Origin of the sequence: Flavobacterium hydatis, assembly GCF_000737695.1 — a bacterium.
Taxonomy (GTDB): domain Bacteria; phylum Bacteroidota; class Bacteroidia; order Flavobacteriales; family Flavobacteriaceae; genus Flavobacterium; species Flavobacterium hydatis.
The window spans coordinates 80,641-97,991 of the sequence record NZ_JPRM01000014.1; the positions used below are offsets into that span (position 1 = coordinate 80,641).

Below are 17,351 nucleotides of genomic sequence, written 5' to 3' on the forward strand. Positions count from 1 at the left end.
AGCTATGCCAAAACAGACACTAGAGCAGTTCCTGCTCCAAAGTTATAGCCCACAGACCGTATCAAGCTATTTGTTTGCCATCAATCACTTTTTAAAATTGAATCCAAAAGCCAAGCGATACAAATACGGGAATATCGTCAAGTATATGGAAGAAATAAGTGCAAGGCAGTCCAACAGCAAATATCGTGTTGTCATTTTATCGGCAATCAAAAAGTATTATGATTATCTAGTCATGAGCGGGTACAGGAATGACCATCCGTGCAAACGCCTGAATATAAAAGTAAACTGCAATCAGGCGATACAGGTACAGGATCTGTTCAGCAGTCCGGAACTGCAACTGCTCCTGGAGCGTGAGAACCGTTACAAGCATTTGGATATCAGGAATAAGATGTTGCTGTCCCTTCTGATCTATCAGGGACTGACAAGCGATGAAATTATAAGGCTTACTGTAAAGGATATTGATTTGGATAATGGGACTGTTTATATCAAGGCTTCCAAAAACCTCAATAAGCGGACAATGAACCTAGTGCCAAGGCAGATGATTCTGTTTTTCAATTACCTGCAGGAAACCCGATTGGAAATGCTTCGCTGTAAAACCGAAAAACTAATTATTACAAAGCTTGGCAAGCCTATCTCGGTCGATAGCATTCATGCAATGATTACCCCTTTAAAGGGATTGTTCCCGGATCGGAAACTCAATCCGCAGACCATCAGAATGAGTGTGATCTGCAACTGGCTCAATGAGAAAAATATTTCTTTGGAAAAGGCTCAGGAACTGGCGGGGCATAAATGGCCGGGAACTACGGAAAAATATATCAAAGTAAACAGCTCACATCAGAGAGAAATTATAAACAGATATTTTCCCAGTTTATGATGCCAAGTGTTAAAGTTTATTAATGGCATATTATATGCTATTAATTTTTAGTACATTTGAACGTACAAAATAACGTACTACATAAAAAAGAGTATTATGAAAGCAGTTACTATTTCAACACTTAGAAAAAACATTAAAGGATACTTCGATGAAGTGTCAGATTCATCAGAAATTATTATCGTTCCAAGAAACGATGAAGATGACGCAGTAGTGATTATTTCAATTAAAGAATATAATTCAATGAATGAGACACAGCATTTATTATCTACTAAAGCGAACAGAACCAGACTGGCCAAATCGATTCAGCAGGTCGAAAAAGGCGAATTGAAGACTTTCGATTTAGACCAACTAGAACCTGCTTAAAATGGATTTTAGTTTTACGACAGAAGGCTGGGAAGATTTCGAATATTGGATGGATACCGATCCTGATACAGCTGTCAAGATTAGGAAACTGCTTAAAGCGGTCAGACAAGATCCATTTAAAGGAATCGGAAAACCCGAACCATTGAAACATGATTTAAAAGGTTACTGGTCAAGGAGAATTACAGGCGAGCATAGATTGGTTTATAAAGTGTCCGGTACAAAAGGTGTCGACCAGAAATGCACTATCATTCAGTGCAGATTTCATTACGATGACTAATAAATAAAAAACATGGGGGAACATACAACTACACCGACTCAGAAGAAGATTATAGAGGCAATGGATAAAGTTTCTGAAAATTTAATTGAGTTTAAAAAGAAAAACAACAGCGATCTTGTTGTTATGAAGGAAGGAAAAATAGTTAGAATAAAACCAACTTCCTTATAGGTTACTAAATTTTAACTACCTAAAGCTCTCAGAAATGAGGGCTTTTTTATTGCCATAAATGAAAATTTATTAGGAAAATAACTGAACTAAATCTACTTTCGTAGTATAGAAAAAAATGTAGCCGGACGTTCTTTATATAGAAAATTTTTACAAAGGGGTGTCTTGTATAAAAAAGTTTACAGAACCCTATAAGTATAAGTACAACGGAAAGGAGCTACAAGACGAGCTGGGGCTTAACATGTACGACTATCAAGCCAGAAACTATGACCCCGCTCTTGGCAAATGGATGAATATTGACCCAAAAGCTTTTAAATATCCCGATGTATCGCCATATGTTTATTGCATTGATAATCCTTTAGTCTTTACAGACCCAACAGGTATGGAAATTGATGTTTCGTTTATTTATGAAAAAAATAAGAAAGGACAATATATTAATCCTGGATTAGTAAAGGCATTTGAATTTTTTGCAAAATCAAAACAAGGAATTGCTTTTCTAGGTAATTTTGCTAAGGCTGGACAAGTTATAGCAGGACATAAATATGAATCTAGCGGTAAATTTGATAAGAATAATACAGATTTAAATTTTGTTGAAAATAAAAGCAATAACAATGCTCAAACTGGTTCTGAACTCAAAAAAGGACGCATGGAAATTTCGATTCAGGTAAGTGGTGGAGCGGATGGAAATGACAGATTGGAAGGATTGATTGATGATATTGGACATGAATCATTTATCCACGCTGAAAATATAGCTGAAGATTATTATGATGATAAAAAGATAAATTATTCTAAAATAGACAAGGATATCAGGGATTGGATAGATGATGCTGTGAAAAATGGTTCATATCCTAAAAAATGGGCAGAAAATTTAATGCAACATCGTCAGGCAAAAACGCACAGTACTTTAGAAATAAAATTATTGCCAATATTGAAAGATTATTATAAGAAAAATAAAATTCCAAAAACCGCCCAAGAAATAAAGGCTGAAATGAATTATTATAGAGAATAACTTAACTTATTATTATGAAATTTAAAAAAAAACATTTCTTTTTGTTTTTTGTACTTATAAATTTATTTATTAGTTGTGAAAAAAATCAAACAAAAAAACAAAAAATAGCTTATTATATTGATTTATCAGTACAACAAAAAAGTACAATTAGTTCATTTAAAATTGAACCCAATGGAAAAGGTATTGTATTAATTAATGGGATGTCGGGAATTGACTCAATCTATCAAGTCCAATTTAATAAAAAGGAAATTGATAATATAACAAAAAAAATAAATGAACTTTCATTAACAAAATGTGATACTATTGATAAAAACTATAGTGACGGAATGAGATATATTATGATAATTAATGATAATAAGCAAAATAAAAAAACTTTAATTAGTGGAACTTGTAAACAGCTAGAAACTTTAGATAATTTAGTTTTGTATATTATGAATATATATGATAAGAAAGAAAAATCATTGTTTTATGAAAGTTTAAAAATTATTACTCCACCGCCTTTTCCTGAAAATTTTAAAATGGAAAAAGACAATAAAAATTAAAATTCATCTTAAAAAATAAAATATTAAAAGCCATTTCATAAACGGAGTGGCTTTTGGTTTTTTAATGGCCGGTATAACAGATGTTGTTTCTAAAGGCGAAGACATGCAGTTTAGTACATCCGAATTAACTAACGATTCTACCTCTATCTATTATGCAAAAGAAACAAATTCGAAAACCGATGGAAATGCATATTTTACAATTGGGTCGAATAACGGAAGTACTTATACCTTGGGAATGGAAAATTCACCTGCAAGCATGAAAGAACGTACTATGACATTTAATCTAACTAGTTATTTATGGGAAGGAAAGCAGTTGACAGTTAATAACATTCAAAATGCAGCTGCCCATGAAGGAAATGGGCATTTTAAGAATGGAGTACCTGGAGATGGCGTAGGTCATGCAGGGGCCTATCAAATGCAAATCAATCACTCTTCTTGGAAAGGAACAACTCCGGAATGGAAAAAAGGAATACAGAAAGCATTGATTAAAGTACAAAACGGCATAATTGATTAAAACAAAACATTATGAAAAACTTAATATTAATACTTCTTTTAATTTTTATTAGTTGTAATAGAAAAAATCAGAGTGATTATAGAATATCTGCAGTTTGTGAAAAAATAATTGTCCAAGACAGTATAAATAAGATTTCTATACATTTCTTGGTAAGCTTTGATAATCCCAATGAAAAAGAAATGGTATTTTTTGCAAATTCTTACAATATAAATACTCATCAAAAAAAATATAAATTTGCTGGAGTCTATTTACGATTTAATAATTCTAATATTTTATTAGGTCAGCCAAACTCTTCAACAGTCTTTCATATAAAACCAAAAAGTAAAATTAAAATACTCTATACTTATAGTAAACAGTATCAAAATGAGAGATTAAATATAGATAATTCCAAATCTTTTATTAAACAACTTAATGAAATTAAACTATATTATAAATATAATAAAAAGGTAATGGACAGTATTTTATTTAGTGATGAAAATTTAAAGTCCAATGTAGCTACTTTTACTTCAAATTTTGAAATAAAGTTAAAAAACACACCAATAGAATTTAATAAACACATTACTATTGAGGACGTGAATAAATTAGGTATAGTAAAACAAAGATAATGTATGATGAAAAGTGTAAAAGTAAACCCTGCTCCGCAAAGTGTAGCTGCTGTGTAGCTGCTGTGCGAACGTCTCCGACTTCGCGCCACAATGATAATCTACAACGAATAAAACAACCAACCTCGTCAAATACTGACGAGGTTTTTTATGTGTTAGATAATCCAAATCACACCCGATAAGCTTTAATTCTGAGCTTGAAAGATTGTAAGGATATGGATTTCATAAAAGAAAGGCTGTTAACTGTGGATATCCAAATATTATTTCTTAGACTCTTCCACAGAAACTTTTCTAAACTCTTTTAATAGTTTTTCAATTTCTAAAGTTGATTTACGAGCTCTAGGTCCAGCAGCTTTCACGCCTTTCTCGATTAGTGATTCTGATTCTGTTTTAAAAGTTTCGAATTCCGCATTGATTTTTGATACTAGATCTTTCATGATTTTATTTTTAATTTAAGAACCCAAAAATATTCTTTTTGTTCTTAATGCATAAATGATATGCAATTAATTTTACAATTGCTGTTTCTCCAATTCTCTAATAAAAAAGGTAGGGGAGATTTCAACTCTTAGTTGAAAGGCATTTGTAAAGCGTTGTGTTGAACTAAAACCAGCTTCTTCAGCTAATGCCGCATTACTAAACTTTCGGATGATTCTGTTAGTTTTCATCAGTTCAACCAAATAGTCAATTTTTAAATCATTGATATATTCCACAAACTTTTTGCCTCTATAATGATAAACTATTTGTGAAAGATACTTGGTGTTAGAGTCAAAGGCAGCAGATAGTTTTACCAATGTCCAGTCTTGTTCTAGAAATTTCTTGCCTTGTTCAAATTTTTCTAATTGCTTAAGTATTCCAGCTACAGTATCAGGATTGATGTTTAGTTCACTTTCTGGTATTTTTTTTAATCTTATTTCATCTTTACTATTTTCGCTTTTAAACATTAGTTCGGCAAATTTTTTCCTATAGTTTTTTTTATTTCTGATGTTTCTGTATCCTAAATAAGAGGAGGAAAGAATAAGAAGCCCAATAACAGAAATAAAAATTAGCTCTGTAGTTTTTTTTCTGTTAAAGGAGTTTTCTAGTTTCATCTTTTCTGCTAGTAACTTTTTAGTATCATATTCTTTATGCACTTTTGCTGTGAGATATTTATAGGTACTATTTGAAATGCTATCGACTTTTAGTAACTTATTGATATAATATAATTCTTTTTCTGGGGTATTCTTAGCATCATAATAATCTATGAGTAACTCATACATTTCGCGAAGATCAGGACGAATATATTTTTTAAGATCAAACATTTTGTCAACTTTTTCAAAGTAGTGTGATGCTTCCTTTTTTCTTTGCAATTCCCAAAGGCTTTTGCCGATATAAAAATAACCAATAGTTTCGTTTGCAAAATCGTTATTACGACGAATAGCAGGTAGTGTTCTTTGAATGGTTTTTATTGCCAATCTATAATTTTTTTTGCCATATTGATTGACTCCTTCTGAATGGATAAAATAAGATTCTATCTCTCTGTTATTAAGTCTTTTTCCTTCTGCTAGTCCTGTTTCGTTTATATCACTACATAAGCCATAATTACCCAATCTATTGTGTGCTAACCCTAGAGAATGCAATGAATTGAGATATCCTCTAACATTATTATTTTTAAAATGATTCACGCATTTTTTAAATAATAAAATAGATTCATCATATAAACCAAGGTAATATTTGATGAGTGCCATGTTGTATTTTACTTTGTAAATGAGATAGTCATCATTTGTTTTAGAAATAAAGTCGTTTGCAATGATGTAATTGTCTAAAGTAGCGGTGTATTTTTTTTCCCCATAATAGACAGCTCCTTTGGAGAGATATGCTGATCCGATTAATGCGTTGTCTTTTGATTTCTTTGCAGCATCAATCATGCTTTCACTATACATCAATTTAGATTTTTCATCGGATTGAAGAAAAATATAGTTTTTATACCCTTGTACTATCTCTTTATAATTATTTTCTGATTTAGCTTTAGCTAAGTAAGAATTAACATATACTATTGCTTTGGATGCATCTTTTTCAAAAATATCAATATGCTTATCCAGATATTCATAATCTTTATTACAAAGTGAATCTGGAATTATTGAATTTTTTTGTTGGGCAACGAGAAGTTGTGTTGCCCCTAATAGTAGCAAAATAAAGTAGGTAGAAGTCATAGTATATCTATTTAGAATGGGGATTACTCTATAAGTAATGAAATCCCACTAGCTTTCGATACTTTGGCTTAGGGATATTTGTCGTATTTGTACTTCAAAAATAATATAAACGATTGACATATAGTGAATTGTTGAGAAAATGTAGTATGGATTTCGTGGAAATACACACACCAATTCATGGAAACACACAATGAATGTGTTGCAGAGTATATTATCTCCATTTAGTTTTGTTTCGAATTCACAAGCAAAAATTAAGGCATCGTGCCAAATTAAAGTTCAGCTTACCCGGGTGAAATGAATAGAGCAAACCAAAATTGCTTAATAATATTTTAACACACCAAGAATTATGAAAAAGACTTTATTATTTATTTTAGTTTTTCCGTTATTAATCATATCATGTACTACGGAAGAAAATGTTTCAGAGGAGTTGAAAAATAAAACAGCTAAGATGCTGAAGATTAAAAAGATTCTATTACAGCCCGCAAACACTGCAAATCCTTATGATGATATAGGAAAGCAACATAACGACGTGCTCGAGATCTATTTAGCGACTTATCCACCCACTGACTCAACTGGAACTATTATGTCACAAGTTCAATTAATCACGTTGAGCAATACTTTTAGTATTAAGCAGGATTGTAATTCACCTTATGCACTTGAAGCCATAAGCGCCATTCTTGCTAATCCTCAAAATTATGTCACCTCCACAATTGAAAATTCTACATTGACTACTCCAGCAAAAACTAGTCTTTCAGATTTTATTAACTCTTGGCCAACTTTACAAACACAGGATTTTGAGTCTATTTACCAATTTATAATCACATTTGAATCTGGAATTCTTACGAACAGTTTATTAACCAGCGAGGATAAGAGAATTATATTGACAGCATCAACCATAGCCCGTTACTCATTTTATTACAAGGAATGTAAAGATAGAGATTGGGATACTACAGTAGGTAATAGTGTAGGTGGAATTGTTGGAGCGCTTAATGATTCTTTATCACCTGTGACAATGGCATTAGTAACTGGTATTGCCCAATATAATTTAAACGTTCATAGGTAATTTAGATTCAGAAGAACAATTATTTCATGATGATATTACGGTATTTGTATTACTATGAAATAATTGTTTTTTCTATGAATGTCTTCCAATCAATGGAATGTAACTACAACATAAGCTTCTATTATAGCATCAAGTTTAATTAATAATGATCGAAGATTTCATAAATAGAGATTTTAAATTTGGTAATAAAAATGAAATGTTTGTTAGTGTTATCAAGCAGTACGAAGCTTGTGATTCGAACAAATCTTTCAAGCTAAACAATTTTATAATCTTATTGATTCGAAGTGGAAGTTTAAAATTAAAGCTAAACAATCAAATAAAAACCTATAATGCACAGGATTTAATTTCAATACCCAAAAATACTATTTGTAACATCTTGAATATGGATGAGTTGCTTCAAATGTATATGATAACTTTTTCATCTTACTATTTCTTTAGAGATAATTTAGTTGTGCAACAAAAGTTTTTATTTTATTTTTTCAGCACTAACAATTCTCCAAGTATAAGTCTTAATACGACTGAATTTAAATTAATGTTACAGCTTTTTAAATTTATAAAACTTAAGAAAAAAAATGTAATAGTTTCCGATTCTCAAAATGAATTAATGCAGTATTCCATGACTTTTTTTTTTCAAGAGATACAAATTATTTATAGCAAATACCTAAACAATATTCCTTCTTGTAAAACAAGAAAAGAACTTCTTGTTTTACAATTTCGAAATCAAATTAGCATATATTGTAGAGAACAACATAGTGTACAATTTTTTGCAGATACCCTTTGTATCACTCCGGGGTATTTAAATAGGATAGTCAAACAAATTACGGACAAAACAGCTAAAGATCTCATTTGTGAAGGATTGCTTATTGAAGCGAAAATATTATTGAAAAATTCACAAATAACAATTTTCAATATCGCTGATGAATTAGAATTTAACAATTATTCTTCTTTTAGTACATTTTTTAAAAGGCATACTTCCCTGTCACCCTCCGAGTATCGATTACAATTAAATCCCCATTGAATATAAATATAATTTGACTGGGTTAAGAATGTTCTATAAGTATTGATTTAGAGTACTGTCGATCACAAGTCGAGAGAAATATTTACTAAGTAAAAGTAAAAAAAATGACTCAAACCTATCTTTTAGAATGGATGGATTTAACGGTGACCTCAACCCTTAATCCTAATAAAGTGGATCTTAGTATGATTACTCCGATTCAATCACGAGCAATTATTAAGAAAGCTACTCAACAAACTTTTTTGATTCAGTCACAGTTTACTGTGCAGGTTTTTTCACTTACTAACGAGAAACAGATTAAAATTTTGGTAGGGAATTATTATTCTTCCTTGTTATTTCTTTTAGATAAAATAACAGAAATAAATGGGAGTAATGAGTTGCACAAGGATAACTTAAAGGAGGTTACAGCTACCTTAATTTCTTGCCTAGATGAATTAATAACATTTGTAGAATCTAGATTTTCAAACTATTTAGGTATGCCTTTTCCAGTCATAGAAAGGAAAATGGAAAGGTTTACTCTAGTGAATAGACCTTCGAATAAGGTTTTATGTAAACTTTCCACAGATCAGACAGCGCTCATACTTAGGGCATCAGACGAATTAAAAATTCTTATTTCAAAATCAATGAATCATTTATTTAAAACAATTGTTCCTTTTCTGTCTACACCAAACAAAGTAAATCTCTCTTATGATGCGATGCGGAGTAAAGCTTACGTAGCCGAAGAAAGAGATAAGGAGATTGCAATTGAAACATTGGAGCGAATGATTAAACAGATTAAAGAGTATTAATGAAGGCTGTAATAATTTAAAAACATGAAAAAGCTTCTCTTTAGAATATAAAGTACTGTTTTTATAATAGCTTATTTCATCATCAAATTAGCCTCCCAATCGGGAGGTTTTTATTTTTTTGATATTTTTTTATTTTTTTTCTCCTTGATTTTATTGAGGGTACAGTGGGGTACAATTAGGGTACAACAAAAAACTGGACTTGTAGTAGCTTATTGTCTATTGTTTCTTTGTTCTATAAAATGATGACAATCCTGATTGCGAATTATTTCATCAAGTGGGATTACGAGAAACTAATGTAGAACGATAAAATGATGAGCGTATGTTTACAAACATTTCATGGGGCAATTACATAGTTGTAGTTGTGCTGCTAGTAGTAAGTTGGTATTTATTTGTAGGATTCCGATTTTACCTTGAAGAACTCAAAGGTATTACAGTAGGAAAGCGGAAACTTCAATTTCGCAGATTAGGGGAGCCAAATTATGGAGACTTCCAATCTGAATTAAACGATCAGGATCCACCTCAAATGACATTCGATCAATCTTCGTTTGGAAGATTTGATGCTACGTTTGAGGATGTTGATAGTCTTGTGGAAGAACTAAAAAACTTTATCACAGATGCAAAAAAAAGGAAACTAGCCAAGCAGGAAGTACTGGACTACATTCAATTATTTTTTAACCAATACCCTTCTGTAAAAGATTCAGCATTTCGCTTAGCTGTGAATGAGCTTATTGTAACAGAATGTGAAATACTTGATGTTATAGATATTACTCAGGCAGAAGTGGAGGGATTGTGGAACTGAAAAATTAAAAAAAATATAGCGGAGGAAATACTCTTGTCCATCCTTGTGCGGTATGGCTTATGTGACATGAAAGAAGAATTGTGACAACGGCAATCTCCTCCGTTTTATCAGCATTTTTAAACTTCAAAAATAATGAGCAATGAAAAAATGGAACTGGAATTTGAGAAAGTTTATTGGGAAAAAATTATCTGTTATCTGCACGTTTCTAGTGCAAATTCTTATGGTAATAAGCTATGAGGTCTATGCTCAAGATGGACTTGCTGGAATTAACGAGGCCAATCAGCAAGTACGAAGTTATTTCGATGCAGGAACTGAACTCATGTATGCCGTTGGAGCAATATTAGGACTTATAGGAGCAGTGAAGGTATATCAGAAATGGAATGCAGGAGATCCTGATACTGGAAAAGTTGCAGCTGCATGGTTTGGTAGTTGTGTTTTCTTGGTAGTAGTTGCTACAGTAATCAAATCCTTCTTTGGGATTTAAGTGTATTGCACCATGTCAAATAGTGTATATCAAATTAACAAAGGAATTAACCAAAGCATAGAATTTAAAGGGTTAAAAGCGCAATATATTTGGTATTTGGGCGGGGGAGTAATTGCTTTAATGATACTATTTGCAATCCTATATATAGCAGGTTTATCTTCATTTATCTGTATCGGAATTATTGGTATTTCGGGGACATTATGGGTTCTGAAGATATATAAGATGAGCCAGAAATATGGTGAACACGGAATGATGAAAGCTTTAGCAAAACGACAGATTCCTAAAGCTGTAAAATCTCAGAGTAGAAAGATATTTATGATGGAGAAAAGTGATTTGTTCTGATCTAAGTAAATGGTAAAAAAAAGAGGAAGATGGAAAAGATGATAAATGATATTTTACCGATTATGGATGTAGAGCACGATTGCATTCTTTCCAAACAAGGAGATGTAACGGTGGTTTTTAAGGCAGAACTACCTGAGATATTCACGTTGTCGGATCAGGAATATGAGGCATTCCATCAGGTATGGCTCAAAGCCATAAAGTTGCTTCCCAAGTTTAGTGTGTTCCACAAACAGGACTGGTTTATAGACAGTAAGTTTGAGCCGGATTTCACAAGTGAAGATTCCAGTTTCCTGACCCGAAGCAGTGATCATTTTTTTAATGAGCGTCCATTTCTGGATCATTCGTGTTATATTTTCCTGACAAAGAAACCAGCAGGAAGGAAAACGTCCAGTTCTTTATTTTCCAATTTACTGAGAACTTCTATAGTTCCAGTAGAAACATTAAAAGCGCAATTACGCCAGGATTTTATTGATAGTACGGGACAATTCAAACGTATATTGGAAGATAGTGGTTTTGTGAAATTAACTCGTCTGGGAAATGATGACTTAAGAAGTCACAGTAGAAAGGTTGGAATCATAGAAAAGTACTGTTTCCTGTCTGATGCAGCAAACTCATTTGTTTATAAGGATATTGCTTTCGATGATGGTTTGCAGGTTGGTGATAAGCATTGCCAAATTTATACTTTAGGTGATGCCGCTGATCTGCCTGCTCTTTGTGGATCTCGAATTAATTATGATCGATATTCCACGGACAAGACCAAGTTTAGTATCGGATTTGCTTCCACGCTTGGTCAATTGTTATCGTGTAATCATATCTATAACCAATATATTTTCATAGAGGATTTCCAAAAGACATTGCAGAAATTAGAGAGTAAAAGACTGCGGTTACAATCTTTATCGGCGTATAGCAGAGAGAATCTTATTGCACGTGATGCTACTAATGACTTTCTTAATGAAGCCATTGGTCAACAACGGCTGCCTGTAAAAGCTCATTTTAATGTGCTGATTTGGACAGACAACAAAGAAGAACTCAAGGACCTGAAGAACAAAGTTTCTTCAGCACTGGCACAGATGGACGCAGCTGCTAAGCAAGAAACGGTAGGAGCTGCGCAAATATTTTGGGCAGGCATTCCTGGAAATGCGGCAGATTTCCCTATGAACGACACCTTTGACACGTTTACCGAACAAGCTACTTGTTTTTTGAATCTAGAGACAGGCTATCGTTCTTCTCTTAGTCCTTTTGGTATCCGTTTAGGAGACCGCCTTACAGGAAAACCTGTACATGTAGATATAAGTGATGAACCAATGAGAATGGGTATTTGTACCAATCGCAATAAATTTATTCTCGGCCCATCGGGTAGTGGTAAATCCTTTCTAAACAACCACATTCTTAGAAGCTATTATGAACAAAGAACGCATATTGTACTTGTTGATGTGGGGCACAGTTACAAAGGATTGTGTGATATGGTGGGAGGGTATTATTTCACTTACGATGAAAAGAATCCAATTCGGTTCAATCCGTTTTATATAAGTGAAGGTGATACACTTGACACAGAAAAAAAAGAGAGCCTTAAAACATTGTTGTTGGCTTTATGGAAAAAAGATAATGAAACTTTCAATCGAAGTGAATATGTGGCACTCTCCAATGCACTGCAATTGTACTATGAAAAATTAGACTGTACTTCTGATTTGTTTCCCTGTTTTGATAGCTTTTATGAATTCCTGAAAGATGATTTTGTAGCTATCTTGGAAAATGACAAAGTAAAGGAAAAAGATTTTGATGTGAACAATTTCCTCTATGTACTACGACCTTACTACAAAGGAGGTGAGTTTGATTATCTACTTAATGCTACCGAAAACCTGGATTTGTTAAAAGAACGTTTTATTGTTTTCGAACTCGATAATATTAAGGATCACCCGATACTTTTCCCTGTGGTGACCATCATCATTATGGAAGTATTCATTAGTAAGATGCGGAAACTAAAAGGTATTAGGAAAATGATACTTATTGAAGAAGCTTGGAAAGCTATTGCCAAAGAAGGTATGGCAGAATATATCAAATATTTGTTTAAGACTGTACGGAAGTTTTTTGGAGAAGCTGTTGTGGTTACTCAAGAGATAGAAGATATTATTTCTTCTCCAATAATTAAACAAGCTATCATAAACAATAGCGATTGTAAAATACTTTTAGATCAGAGTAAATACCAAAATAAGTTTGACCAAATACAGGAATTATTAGGGCTGACAGAAAAAGAGAAAGCTATGGTTCTATCGTTGAATAAAGCAAATGATCCCGATAAAAAATACAAAGAAGTATTTATCTCCTTGGGAGGAACGCTTTCAAAAGTATATCGCACAGAGGTATCTCTCGAAGAATATTTAGCGTATACCACTGAAGAAACTGAAAAAGTAAAAGTACAGGCGTATGCTAAAAGGTTTGATGGTGATATCAGAAAAGGTATTGCAGCACTTGCTATGGATATGAGGAATGGAAAATAAACTATACTAATTATGAAAACAAAAAAGAATATGACGATCTGCTTGTTGTGCTTTTTACTGATTAGCACTCCTGCAAGACCAGCAGAAAAGGTAGCAGTAATACCAATTTTAGAAATGGTAAAAGTCGTTGCCAAAAAGGTAATTAAGGCGATTGACCTTAGAATACAAAAACTGCAGAATAAAACCATCTGGTTACAGAATGCACAAAAGAAAATAGAAAATATCCTTTCCAAAGTAAAGTTGAATGAGATTTCTGATTGGACACAAAAGCAAAAAGACCTCTATAAAGATTATTATGAAGAACTGGCAAAAGTCAAATCTATTATTACGTATTATCAGCGCATAAAAGATATTAGCCAAAAGCAAATTCGTTTGGTTGAGGAATACGAAAGAGCGTGGGACTTGTTTGAGAAAGATACTCATTTTAATACAAACGAATTGAAATATATGCAAAGTGTTTATTCTGGGATATTGGATGAAAGTCTAAAAAACATCGACCAAATATTTTTAGTCCTTGATTCTTTTACTACCCAAATGAGTGATGCCAAAAGAATCGAGATAATTAATGCTGCTGCTGATCAAATCGATGGGAATTATGATGACCTAATCCTCTTTAATAGACAGAATGTTTTGCTGAGTCTTCAAAGAGCCAAAACACAGCATGATGTCAAATCACTCAAGAAATTTTACGGAATTCCGTAATAAATAAAAAAAAATCATGAAAAGGATATTTTTACTATTGCTTATAATCCCATTCACAATAGGTAATCTTAATGCACAAGCAAAACAGCAAAAGATGCTTTTGCAGCAAATTGCAGCCCTTCAAATGTATATTGGATATGCCCAGAAAGGTTATTCCGTAGCCAAAAAAGGGTTAGGAGCTATAAACGATTTTAAACGTGGAGAGATTAATCTTCATAGCGACTATTTCACGTCACTCAAGAGTGTTAATCCAAAAATTAAAAAGTATGCAAGGCTCACAGAAATAGTAGGACTTCAGATAAAAATCATAAAAAACTCGAATAACTTTTATCGACAAATTAAACAAGATGATTTATTCCATGGAGATGAAGTTGACTATATCCACAGGGTATTCGAGAGGTTGATTGAAAATTGTGATACTAATATGGATGAACTATTGACAATTGTTTTGGATGAAAAATTAGAGTTGAAGGACGACGAGCGAATCAAACGTATTGATACCATCTATCAAAATATGCTTGATAATTTTGCCTTTTCGCAGAGCTTCGGCAATCAAACCAAACTGATGGCTTTATCAAAAGCCAAGGAATTGAAAGAAGTAAAAAACAGCCGTGTTTTGCGGAGCATAAATTGATATACCATGAAAAAATTACTGATTATAGGAGTTTCATTTATTGTTTTATTGTTCCCTTCGAGGTTAACTGCCCAAAAACAGGAAATCCAACAATTGATTTTGAACATAGAGAAATTGACTCAGTTCAAACAGATTCTTAAGGATATGAAAAAAGGGTATGAAATGCTCAGTGGTGGTTATAACACAGTTAAAGATTTATCTAAAGGAAATTTTAGCCTGCATGAAACTTTTCTTGATGCGTTGATGCAAGTTAGTCCCACAGTTCGAAATTATAGGCGTATTGGAGATATAATCAATTATCAGGTACAGTTGGTAAAAGAATATAAGTCTGCTTTTGCTCGCTTTCGAGACAGTAAAAATTTCAATGTTGATGAAATCGCTTACTTAGAAAGAGTGTACAATAATTTATTCAAACAGAGTGTTAGAAATCTAGATGAGCTAACCTCTGTTGTTACTGCTAATAAAATGCGAATGTCCGATGAAGAGCGGCTTGCTTCGATAGATAAAATATATGTTGATATGCAGGATAAACTTTTGTTTATCAGAAGCTTCAATGGTAATATTTCAATGTTGGCTTTACAACGTACCAAGGAGTGTAATGATGTAAATACAATACGCAGCATGTATACTAAATAACTAAATATCTACTGTTATGATAAAAATAAATAAGGAAGTTCTATTGACTATCCTAGGGGTTTTGTTGCCTTTTGTTAGTCAGGCACAAGGAATAGCAGACGATATGAATGGTCTACATAGTGTATTGGAAAAGTTGTATGATGAGATGATGCCGTTGTGTAGTAATCTGCTTGGAGTAGGACAGGGGCTTGCTGGTTTTGCGGCTATTTGGTATATCGCATCTAGAGTTTGGAGGCATATTGCCAGCGCAGAACCTATAGATTTTTACCCGTTGTTTCGTCCCTTTGTTATTGGATTTTGTATTATGATTTTTCCTTCGGTATTGTATATGATTAATGGAGTGATGAAACCTACTGTAACGGCAACTGCAGCTATGGTGGAAGGATCAAACAAAGCTATTGAACGACTACTCAAAGAAAAAGAAGAAGCGCTCAAGAATAGTGACCCCTGGAAAATGTATGTGGGGTCAACAGGAGGTGGTGATCAGGATAAGTGGTACAGATATACTCATGATGATGAAGATCCTAAAAAAGAAGGTATGCTTAATGGTATAGGAAATGATATCAAGTTTGCTATGAGCAAAGCCTCTTATAATTTTCGACATTCAGTAAAGGAATTGATGAGCGAAGTATTACGAGTTCTGTTTGAAGCGGCTTCACTGTGTATCGATACACTTCGGACTTTTCAATTGGTGGTGCTGTCTATTTTAGGTCCATTGGTTTTTGGAATATCAGTTTTCGATGGTTTCCAACATACTCTTACAGTCTGGTTAGCGAGGTACATTAATATTTATTTATGGCTTCCCGTTGCTAATATATTTGGAGGTATCATAGGTAAAATTCAAGAGAATATGATAAAAATTGATATCGGACAAGTTAATGAAAAAGGGGATACCTTTTTTAGTAGTTCCGATGCTGCTTATCTGGTATTTATGATTATTGGGATTGTGGGCTATTTTACTGTTCCCTCTGTTGCCAACTATATCGTTCATGCAGGCGGTGGTGGTGCATTGGGTCAAAAAGTGACCAGTATCTTTAGTAACGCTACAAGTTCAGCAATGGGTACAGTATCCCAAGGAGCTGGTATGACAGCAGATGCCATGGGTAATGCTGTAGGACGAATATCTCAAAGTATGTCAAGTTCTGGTAACTCTTCTTCTTATTTTAAAGATAAGGAGGGTTACATGGGAAACAAATTAAAAGGCAATTCGTAACCCCTAAATAAAAGTATCATGTTTAGTAAAATGAAAAATATAGACACTGCTTTTCGGCATGTTCGTGGCTTTACGATGTTGGTAATTATAGGAAGCATTTTAATTAGTTGTTTTTCGCTTTACAAGAGTTTTACTCTGGTAGCACAAATGCAGAATAAGGTTTACATCTTAGCTAATGGTAAAGCACTAGAAGCCTATGCTTCGGATCGAAAAGATAATATACCTATTGAAGCACGGGATCATGTAAAGACATTTCATCAATTCTTCTTCACTCTTGACCCAGATGATAAAGTGATTAAAAGCAACGTTACCAAGGCACTTTATCTAGCAGATGATAGTGCGAAACGAATCTACGATGATTTAAAAGAGAATGGCTATTACTCCGGTATTATATCGGGTAATGTTAGCCAAACTATAAAAGTTGATAGCATAACTATTGACACCAATAAATATCCCTATCAATTTCGATGTTATGCCACCCAAAACATTATACGTACTACCAGCATTGCTTATCGAAGTCTGATTACCGAAGGTAATCTTCGAAATGTGTCGCGAAGTGATAATAACCCACATGGCTTTTTGATCGAGCGTTGGAATACGATTGAGAATCGGGATTTAAGTACCGAAAACAGAAAATAATAA

Annotated in this window: 22 protein-coding genes; 20 read left to right on the forward strand and 2 right to left on the reverse strand. The window is 33.0% G+C overall.

Going from position 1 to position 17,351, the window contains the following annotated elements; translation table 11 throughout:
* The first annotated feature begins 4 nt into the window (after window positions 1-4).
* The 8 genes from IW20_RS10135 (at window position 5) to IW20_RS10165 (ending at window position 4,349) form a co-directional block, all read left to right on the forward strand.
* A complete protein-coding gene (locus IW20_RS10135; RefSeq protein ID WP_035621505.1) occupies window positions 5-874 on the forward strand; it encodes a tyrosine-type recombinase/integrase in 870 nt (289 codons plus the stop codon).
* A 96-nt stretch (window positions 875-970) separates the two neighbouring features.
* Window positions 971-1,237, forward strand: coding sequence for a type II toxin-antitoxin system Phd/YefM family antitoxin (locus tag IW20_RS10140; protein ID WP_035621508.1), 267 nt, complete (start codon window positions 971-973; stop codon window positions 1,235-1,237).
* 1 nt (window position 1,238) lies between these two features.
* Window positions 1,239-1,514, forward strand: coding sequence for a Txe/YoeB family addiction module toxin (locus tag IW20_RS10145; protein ID WP_035621510.1), 276 nt, complete (start codon window positions 1,239-1,241; stop codon window positions 1,512-1,514).
* Between the two features lie 12 nt (window positions 1,515-1,526).
* The gene (locus IW20_RS26240) at window positions 1,527-1,682 is read left to right on the forward strand and encodes a hypothetical protein (RefSeq protein WP_165571425.1); all 156 of its coding nucleotides are present in this window, start codon (window positions 1,527-1,529) and stop codon (window positions 1,680-1,682) included.
* Window positions 1,683-1,839: 157 nt separating this feature from the next.
* A complete protein-coding gene (locus IW20_RS10150; protein ID WP_262488113.1) occupies window positions 1,840-2,688 on the forward strand; it encodes an RHS repeat domain-containing protein in 849 nt (282 codons plus the stop codon).
* Window positions 2,689-2,702: 14 nt separating this feature from the next.
* On the forward strand, window positions 2,703-3,230 hold the full coding sequence (locus tag IW20_RS10155; protein ID WP_035621516.1) for a hypothetical protein: 528 nt from the start codon (window positions 2,703-2,705) through the stop codon (window positions 3,228-3,230).
* A 64-nt stretch (window positions 3,231-3,294) separates the two neighbouring features.
* Window positions 3,295-3,744 carry a hypothetical protein gene (locus tag IW20_RS10160; RefSeq protein WP_035621519.1) on the forward strand — a complete coding sequence of 150 codons (450 nt, stop codon included), beginning with the start codon at window positions 3,295-3,297 and terminating at the stop codon, window positions 3,742-3,744.
* Window positions 3,745-3,755: 11 nt separating this feature from the next.
* The gene (locus IW20_RS10165; protein ID WP_035621522.1) at window positions 3,756-4,349 is read left to right on the forward strand and encodes a hypothetical protein; all 594 of its coding nucleotides are present in this window, start codon (window positions 3,756-3,758) and stop codon (window positions 4,347-4,349) included.
* Window positions 4,350-4,606: 257 nt separating this feature from the next.
* On the opposite strand, the gene IW20_RS10170 is transcribed toward IW20_RS10165, so the two are convergent.
* Entirely contained in the window at window positions 4,607-4,783 is a 177-nt protein-coding gene (locus IW20_RS10170) for a histone H1 (protein WP_035621526.1), read from the reverse strand.
* A gap of 72 nt (window positions 4,784-4,855) precedes the next feature.
* Window positions 4,856-6,535 carry an AraC family transcriptional regulator gene (locus IW20_RS10175; protein ID WP_035621529.1) on the reverse strand — a complete coding sequence of 560 codons (1,680 nt, stop codon included), beginning with the start codon at window positions 6,533-6,535 and terminating at the stop codon, window positions 4,856-4,858.
* A 346-nt stretch (window positions 6,536-6,881) separates the two neighbouring features.
* On the opposite strand from IW20_RS10175, the gene IW20_RS10180 reads away from it, so the two are divergent.
* The 12 genes from IW20_RS10180 (at window position 6,882) to traK (ending at window position 17,348) form a co-directional block, all read left to right on the forward strand.
* The gene (locus IW20_RS10180; RefSeq protein ID WP_035621531.1) at window positions 6,882-7,598 is read left to right on the forward strand and encodes a hypothetical protein; all 717 of its coding nucleotides are present in this window, start codon (window positions 6,882-6,884) and stop codon (window positions 7,596-7,598) included.
* Between the two features lie 145 nt (window positions 7,599-7,743).
* Entirely contained in the window at window positions 7,744-8,616 is an 873-nt protein-coding gene (locus tag IW20_RS25325; protein ID WP_051885689.1) for a helix-turn-helix domain-containing protein, read from the forward strand.
* 104 nt (window positions 8,617-8,720) lie between these two features.
* Window positions 8,721-9,401: a hypothetical protein gene (locus IW20_RS10190; protein ID WP_035621533.1), complete on the forward strand. Its 681-nt coding sequence runs from the start codon at window positions 8,721-8,723 to the stop codon at window positions 9,399-9,401.
* A gap of 319 nt (window positions 9,402-9,720) precedes the next feature.
* Window positions 9,721-10,200: a hypothetical protein gene (locus IW20_RS10195; RefSeq protein WP_035621536.1), complete on the forward strand. Its 480-nt coding sequence runs from the start codon at window positions 9,721-9,723 to the stop codon at window positions 10,198-10,200.
* A 139-nt stretch (window positions 10,201-10,339) separates the two neighbouring features.
* On the forward strand, window positions 10,340-10,684 hold the full coding sequence (locus IW20_RS10200) for a DUF4134 domain-containing protein (protein ID WP_035621539.1): 345 nt from the start codon (window positions 10,340-10,342) through the stop codon (window positions 10,682-10,684).
* Window positions 10,685-10,696: 12 nt separating this feature from the next.
* Window positions 10,697-11,026, forward strand: coding sequence for a DUF4133 domain-containing protein (locus IW20_RS10205; protein WP_035621543.1), 330 nt, complete (start codon window positions 10,697-10,699; stop codon window positions 11,024-11,026).
* Between the two features lie 29 nt (window positions 11,027-11,055).
* Window positions 11,056-13,524, forward strand: a complete 2,469-nt coding sequence (locus tag IW20_RS10210; protein ID WP_035621545.1) for a TraG family conjugative transposon ATPase — start codon at window positions 11,056-11,058, stop codon at window positions 13,522-13,524.
* 12 nt (window positions 13,525-13,536) lie between these two features.
* Entirely contained in the window at window positions 13,537-14,226 is a 690-nt protein-coding gene (locus tag IW20_RS10215) for a hypothetical protein (RefSeq protein WP_035621548.1), read from the forward strand.
* A gap of 16 nt (window positions 14,227-14,242) precedes the next feature.
* The gene (locus IW20_RS10220; protein WP_035621550.1) at window positions 14,243-14,860 is read left to right on the forward strand and encodes a hypothetical protein; all 618 of its coding nucleotides are present in this window, start codon (window positions 14,243-14,245) and stop codon (window positions 14,858-14,860) included.
* A 6-nt stretch (window positions 14,861-14,866) separates the two neighbouring features.
* Entirely contained in the window at window positions 14,867-15,496 is a 630-nt protein-coding gene (locus IW20_RS10225; RefSeq protein ID WP_035621553.1) for a hypothetical protein, read from the forward strand.
* A 16-nt stretch (window positions 15,497-15,512) separates the two neighbouring features.
* Window positions 15,513-16,709, forward strand: coding sequence for a conjugative transposon protein TraJ (traJ, locus tag IW20_RS10230; RefSeq protein WP_035621555.1), 1,197 nt, complete (start codon window positions 15,513-15,515; stop codon window positions 16,707-16,709).
* Window positions 16,710-16,739: 30 nt separating this feature from the next.
* Entirely contained in the window at window positions 16,740-17,348 is a 609-nt protein-coding gene (traK, locus tag IW20_RS10235; RefSeq protein WP_240478474.1) for a conjugative transposon protein TraK, read from the forward strand.
* Window positions 17,349-17,351 lie beyond the last annotated feature (3 nt).

Coding starts and splice junctions, on each gene's coding strand:
- IW20_RS10220 (WP_035621550.1), top strand. CDS start 14,243: ATGAAAAGGATATTTTTACTATTGCTTATAATCCCATTCACAATAGGT.
- IW20_RS10205 (WP_035621543.1), top strand. CDS start 10,697: ATGTCAAATAGTGTATATCAAATTAACAAAGGAATTAACCAAAGCATA.
- IW20_RS10160 (WP_035621519.1), top strand. CDS start 3,295: ATGGCCGGTATAACAGATGTTGTTTCTAAAGGCGAAGACATGCAGTTT.
- IW20_RS10175 (WP_035621529.1), bottom strand. CDS start 6,535: ATGACTTCTACCTACTTTATTTTGCTACTATTAGGGGCAACACAACTT.
- IW20_RS10215 (WP_035621548.1), top strand. CDS start 13,537: ATGAAAACAAAAAAGAATATGACGATCTGCTTGTTGTGCTTTTTACTG.
- IW20_RS10210 (WP_035621545.1), top strand. CDS start 11,056: ATGGAAAAGATGATAAATGATATTTTACCGATTATGGATGTAGAGCAC.
- IW20_RS10190 (WP_035621533.1), top strand. CDS start 8,721: ATGACTCAAACCTATCTTTTAGAATGGATGGATTTAACGGTGACCTCA.
- traJ (WP_035621555.1), top strand. CDS start 15,513: ATGATAAAAATAAATAAGGAAGTTCTATTGACTATCCTAGGGGTTTTG.
- IW20_RS10225 (WP_035621553.1), top strand. CDS start 14,867: ATGAAAAAATTACTGATTATAGGAGTTTCATTTATTGTTTTATTGTTC.
- IW20_RS10145 (WP_035621510.1), top strand. CDS start 1,239: ATGGATTTTAGTTTTACGACAGAAGGCTGGGAAGATTTCGAATATTGG.
- IW20_RS25325 (WP_051885689.1), top strand. CDS start 7,744: ATGATCGAAGATTTCATAAATAGAGATTTTAAATTTGGTAATAAAAAT.
- IW20_RS10195 (WP_035621536.1), top strand. CDS start 9,721: ATGTTTACAAACATTTCATGGGGCAATTACATAGTTGTAGTTGTGCTG.
- traK (WP_240478474.1), top strand. CDS start 16,740: ATGAAAAATATAGACACTGCTTTTCGGCATGTTCGTGGCTTTACGATG.
- IW20_RS10200 (WP_035621539.1), top strand. CDS start 10,340: ATGAAAAAATGGAACTGGAATTTGAGAAAGTTTATTGGGAAAAAATTA.
- IW20_RS10170 (WP_035621526.1), bottom strand. CDS start 4,783: ATGAAAGATCTAGTATCAAAAATCAATGCGGAATTCGAAACTTTTAAA.
- IW20_RS26240 (WP_165571425.1), top strand. CDS start 1,527: ATGGGGGAACATACAACTACACCGACTCAGAAGAAGATTATAGAGGCA.
- IW20_RS10140 (WP_035621508.1), top strand. CDS start 971: ATGAAAGCAGTTACTATTTCAACACTTAGAAAAAACATTAAAGGATAC.
- IW20_RS10155 (WP_035621516.1), top strand. CDS start 2,703: ATGAAATTTAAAAAAAAACATTTCTTTTTGTTTTTTGTACTTATAAAT.
- IW20_RS10165 (WP_035621522.1), top strand. CDS start 3,756: ATGAAAAACTTAATATTAATACTTCTTTTAATTTTTATTAGTTGTAAT.
- IW20_RS10135 (WP_035621505.1), top strand. CDS start 5: ATGCCAAAACAGACACTAGAGCAGTTCCTGCTCCAAAGTTATAGCCCA.
- IW20_RS10180 (WP_035621531.1), top strand. CDS start 6,882: ATGAAAAAGACTTTATTATTTATTTTAGTTTTTCCGTTATTAATCATA.